The sequence below is a fragment of the Desulfonatronospira sp. MSAO_Bac3 genome (assembly GCF_003838035.1).
In the GTDB taxonomy this organism is placed as follows: Bacteria; Desulfobacterota; Desulfovibrionia; order Desulfovibrionales; family Desulfonatronovibrionaceae; genus Desulfonatronospira; species Desulfonatronospira thiodismutans.
This window is the reverse complement of sequence record NZ_QYZY01000279.1, coordinates 1-4,441: the sequence shown is the minus strand read 5'-3', so window position 1 is coordinate 4,441 and position 4,441 is coordinate 1. Positions and strand designations below refer to the sequence as shown.

Here is a 4,441-nt window from a genome sequence, read left to right as displayed (position 1 = left end):
GGATGGATTGCTCCAGTAGAGTCATTGGCTGTTCCTTTGGTTTGCAGGTGGTTATTTCAATCTGAGAGGCATCCCGCTGACCACAAAATAGGCCTCATGGGCCAGGGATGCGGTCCGCTGGTTGATGCGGCCCATCATGTCCCGGTACCTGCGCGAAAGTGAGTCACCGGGGACCAGGCCCATGCCCAGTTCGTTACTGACCACGAATACATGGCAGGGCGGGGATGCAAGCAGGGCAAAGAAATTTTCCAGTTGCTGGCAGGTGTTGTCCTGCACAAGCTCCTGATGCATGAGATTGCCCAGCCATACGGTGAGGCAGTCCAGGACTGCGGCCTGGGTGTCCCCGGAGAGTCGGGACAGGGCTTGTGCCGGGTCCAGTGGTTCTTCAACAGTAAAAAAGGACTGTCCGCGTTCCTGCTGGTGTCTCTGGATTCTCTGGTGCATTTCTTCATCCAGGGCCTGGGCCGTGGCTATAAACGCTTTTCGCTCAAAGGTCTGCATCAGCTGCAGGGCAAAGGAGCTTTTGCCGCTTCTGCATCCGCCGCAGATATACGTCACCCGGTTCACTGCCTGGCCTCCTGTATGGCCTTTAGAGAGCCCTGAAAATGTTTGCTGGAGAAGATTTCCAGGGTGACCACCAAGGGCCGTGTCTTGCTGTCAAAGCTCGATAAAAGCCAGGCCAGCAGGTCTCTGTCCATGTGCTGCAGCCCTGTGTGGTCCCGGCCCTCACTGTTGAGGGCATGCAGGTGAATTATCCGGACATGGTCCAGCCATCTGTCCAGGCATGCCGGCAGGTCTTCTCCCCGGACCTGGAGGTGGCCCAGGTCCATGCACAGGGAAAAGCCCATCTCCAGCACCCAGGGCCAGATGAGTTCATGGTCGTAGTCTAAGTTTTCAATGCATAACAGCCCGGGTTCAACTTCCCGGGAAAGTTCTTCCAGACTTTTGCGGCACTGCTCCTGCCAGGCGGGCAGGAAGTCTTCGTCCCGGGGAGGATCGTTCAGGTGCACCACCCAGCCCACTGGGTCCACTGGCTGCATGAGCCCGACAATGCGTTTCCAGGTTTCTGTACAGGTGCGGCGTAAGGCTTCATCCCGGGCTCCGGGATACAGGTCCAGGGGCAGGTGCACGGTGTAGCTCAGGCCGGAGTCCTTAGCCAGAGACTGCATCAGGCGTACCTGGGATGCATCCGGGATGCTGGACTGTTCTCCGGACTCAAAAAGTATCAGTTCCACATCATCCACCTTGTCCTGAAGATAATACAGGTTGGGCAGGATGTGGTCCGGGATGATGTAGGATGTAGTCCCCAGCCGCCATGTGGAATTGGATTTTAAAGTCAATGAGTAACTCCTTATGTTCCGGATATACGCAGGATTATCAAACCACTATGGCGCAGATGGCGCACAGAGCGGCTGTTTCCACAACCTCTGTGGCTGCTCCCACTGTATCTCCGGTGATGCCGCCTATTTTTTTCAAACACCACAGGCTGAAAAGATATGCTGCCACAGCACCCAGGATCAGGGCGGCCACGCCGGCACCTCCTGCCAGCAGGGATGCGATGCCTGCAATGCCAAGGGTCCAGTATATGTCGGACCTGCGGCGGCTGTTTATAAAGATGGAAGCCAGTCCGCCGGTGGAGCGGGCGTAGGGCAGCAGGGCCATACTGCACACCTGGGCCGCGCGCCCCAGTACCGGGGCCAGGACCAGGGCCTTCCAGGCGGCCACCGGGGGCATGGAGGTCAGAGCGGCCCACTTTAGACCCAGAACAGCAAAAAGGCCTACAACGCCCATGGTCCCCACATGGCTGTCGCGCATGATGTCCAGGATTTTCTCCCTGGACCTGGCACTGAAAAAACCGTCAGCTGTATCAGCCACTCCGTCCAGGTGCAGAAAACCGCTCAGGCCGGACAAAACCAAAACCCCCACTAATGAGGCGGCCATGGGCGGCAGTCCCAGGAGCAGGGTCAGAGTGTATGCCAGCCCGGCACCCACACCGATGACCAGTCCGGCCACAGGAAACCAGGGCATGGCCCTCCCTAGGGCCGTCTGCGGTATCTGGCCGCCGACAGGTATTATGGTCAAAAACTGCAGCGCGGCCAGAAACGGCTGCAAAAACCTCATTCTTCCTGCCCCGGCTTGGATATAATCAGGGTCCAGTACTTAGGTTCCTGGCTGCAGAGCTCTTTTACATCCTGAAATACTTCCTGGTCCGGGAAGCCACAGCGAACCACGCCCACCGCCGTCTTCATCCGCCCGCTTTCATCCAAGGCCTCGCAGATATCCGTAATATTTTTGTAGGCCTTGAGAAAGACCACGTTGTCCACCCTGGAGGACATCTCCCGGAGCTTGTCTCCGCCCTGGACCCCTGAAAGCAGGAGCAGGCTTTCCTCGCCCTCCACCAGGGTGGTGTTGGTGGCGGCTGCTGCAGCCTGAAAGGATGTGATGCCGGGGACGGTTTCGATGCGGATTTCCGGGGCGTTGGATTGCAGGCACTGCATGAGGTAGCCGAAAGTGGAATAGGTCAGGGGGTCTCCCAGGGTGAGAAAGGCTGCGTCCTTGCCCTGGTTCAGCTCAGCCAGGATGGTGTTAACGTGCTCAGACCAGGCCTTAGAGGCCACTTCCTTGTCCATGGTCATGGGAAAGGGCAGCCTGTGAATCAGGGTATCCTTTGGAAGATATTCCCTGGCGATGTTTACGGCCAGGCTGTGGTTGTTTTTGCTGGAAGAGGCGCAGAAGACCACGTCTACTTTTTTGAGAATGTTGATTGACTTGAGGGGTATCAGTTCCGGGTCGCCCGGCCCCACTCCTATGCCGTAGAGTTTTCCTTGTCTGTTGTTCATTGGTTTTCCTTTGGGAGTCAAGCTATCAGGAGTCTTCAGATTCACTGCCTTGCATTTTGCGGTAGTTGTCGAGTTTTTCCCGGGTGTCTTCGTGGAATATATCCGGGTAAAGGTGTTCCCCCACCACGTATATCCCCTGCAGAAGGCGCATGGTGGGCCTGGAGACCAGGACTTCGTCAATAGCGTAAACCCGGTTCTGCTGTACTGCCTTAAGCAGGTGCAAACCGGGGCGTTTTTTAATATTTTCAGGGCTGGCCTGGTTCATGGGGCCCTGTTGGGAAAGATAAACCTGGACTTTATCCGCCCTGGACAAAAGTTTTTCCTGCCCGAAATCTGCAATGTTGGTGCCGCGCACCTGACGTGCATCTAATGCAGCGTTTTCGCCTCCTGCTGCTTCCAGTACAAGCATGGGCATGGAATCCGGGGAGAAGGTCTTGAGTTGTTCATGTATGGATTCAAAGAACACGCCTTTTTTATCCTCCACATGAGCGGTCAGGCTCCGGGCGTATTCCAGTCCGGCCTTGAAGTTCTCCTGCATCTGCAGGGCCTGCTCCTCTTTTCCGGTAAGAATGCCAAGTATCTTCCAGTACTTGAACATTTCATCTTTGCTGCCGGGCTGCAGGGAAACTATGGTAATTCCGGAGCGCTCCAGGGTATCCATGAGCCGGGGATAGGCCCAGTCAATCATGGGTCTCACCAGCACCAGGTCCGGCCTGTGGGCCAGGATTTTTTCCGGGCCTTCCTGGTAGGAAAAAGACGGTCTTTCCAGGGCCTGGGGAGGGTAACACTCGTTCATGCCCACTCCGATGACTTCCTGGTTCAGGCCGAGAGAAAAAAGGTTTTCCGTATGGGCCCCATAAAGGGAGATGATACGCTCAAAGGGCTCATCCACCTGGATGGTTCTGCCCCCTTGATCCTGGATGGTTTGCTGATCCAGGATTTTCATTTCCGAGGCCAGGGCCTGGCAACCAGAGTAGATTAGGGCCAGAAAAACGTAGAATATGGTAAAGGTGGTTTTAATCTTCATGTTTAGTATTTGAGAGATAAAAATTATCAGTTAATAGTTAAAGAAAAAAGCTTTTGATTTCAGGTGGTTATGTTTTAAATGTAATTAGACAGCTGGGATTAAAAAACTATAACTATTCCAGCGTGTTGCGCTAGAACTTTTGACTGTCCGTTATTGTTTATGGTTGAAGAACAACAGCTTGAATTAACTACCTTAGGCAACTACCTGAAAATAACGTAATAGTTTCAGGGTGGGGAGTTCTGGGCATCATGCGGAAAATTAAGAGGTCGCCGCCCACCCAGGTTTATAATTCTATTTTCCGGGAGTTGCCTAAGCTTCCACCACACAAATAAATCCAGGGCACGGTGTAGCTCCCCTGCTTAGCCTGAAAAGAAGCCGGTTAAGGAAGGGAGCTAAATATCGAACCACTCCCCAACCCCTCCTTAGCCAAGGAGGGGAGCAGATCGAGGCGTGGCAACACTCTGTCGCAGGCATCTGTATAAATTCTGCGTCTGGAACTTGCTTAAGCTTCCACCACACAAATAAATCCAGGGCACGGTGTAGCTCCCCTGCTTGGCCTGAATAGAAGCCGGTT

Annotated in this window: 5 protein-coding genes; all 5 read right to left on the bottom strand. The window is 54.5% G+C overall.

The genetic code is table 11. From position 1 onward, the window contains the following. Window positions 1-51: 51 nt before the first annotated feature. Genes cobU through D5S03_RS09445 form a run of 5 tightly spaced genes read right to left on the bottom strand, consistent with a single transcriptional unit; the run spans window position 52 to window position 3,867 of the window. Window positions 52-567 carry a bifunctional adenosylcobinamide kinase/adenosylcobinamide-phosphate guanylyltransferase gene (gene cobU, locus D5S03_RS09465; protein WP_287043679.1) on the bottom strand — a complete coding sequence of 172 codons (516 nt, stop codon included), beginning with the start codon at window positions 565-567 and terminating at the stop codon, window positions 52-54. Then, window positions 564-1,340 (bottom strand): cobamide remodeling phosphodiesterase CbiR, encoded by a 777-nt coding sequence (cbiR, locus tag D5S03_RS09460; RefSeq protein ID WP_008871150.1) that lies wholly within the window; start codon window positions 1,338-1,340, stop codon window positions 564-566. Before cbiR ends, cobU begins: the two co-directional genes overlap by 4 nt. A 37-nt stretch (window positions 1,341-1,377) precedes the next feature. Further along, window positions 1,378-2,121, bottom strand: a complete 744-nt coding sequence (cobS, locus tag D5S03_RS09455; protein ID WP_008871149.1) for an adenosylcobinamide-GDP ribazoletransferase — start codon at window positions 2,119-2,121, stop codon at window positions 1,378-1,380. Next, entirely contained in the window at window positions 2,118-2,840 is a 723-nt protein-coding gene (gene cobI, locus D5S03_RS09450) for a precorrin-2 C(20)-methyltransferase (protein ID WP_287043676.1), read from the bottom strand. The genes cobS and cobI overlap by 4 nt, the downstream gene beginning before the upstream one ends. A gap of 25 nt (window positions 2,841-2,865) precedes the next feature. Next, window positions 2,866-3,867 (bottom strand): ABC transporter substrate-binding protein, encoded by a 1,002-nt coding sequence (locus D5S03_RS09445; RefSeq protein WP_287043674.1) that lies wholly within the window; start codon window positions 3,865-3,867, stop codon window positions 2,866-2,868. Window positions 3,868-4,441: the final 574 nt, after the last annotated feature.

Coding starts and splice junctions, on each gene's coding strand:
- cobS (WP_008871149.1), bottom strand. CDS start 2,121: ATGAGGTTTTTGCAGCCGTTTCTGGCCGCGCTGCAGTTTTTGACCATA.
- cobI (WP_287043676.1), bottom strand. CDS start 2,840: ATGAACAACAGACAAGGAAAACTCTACGGCATAGGAGTGGGGCCGGGC.
- D5S03_RS09445 (WP_287043674.1), bottom strand. CDS start 3,867: ATGAAGATTAAAACCACCTTTACCATATTCTACGTTTTTCTGGCCCTA.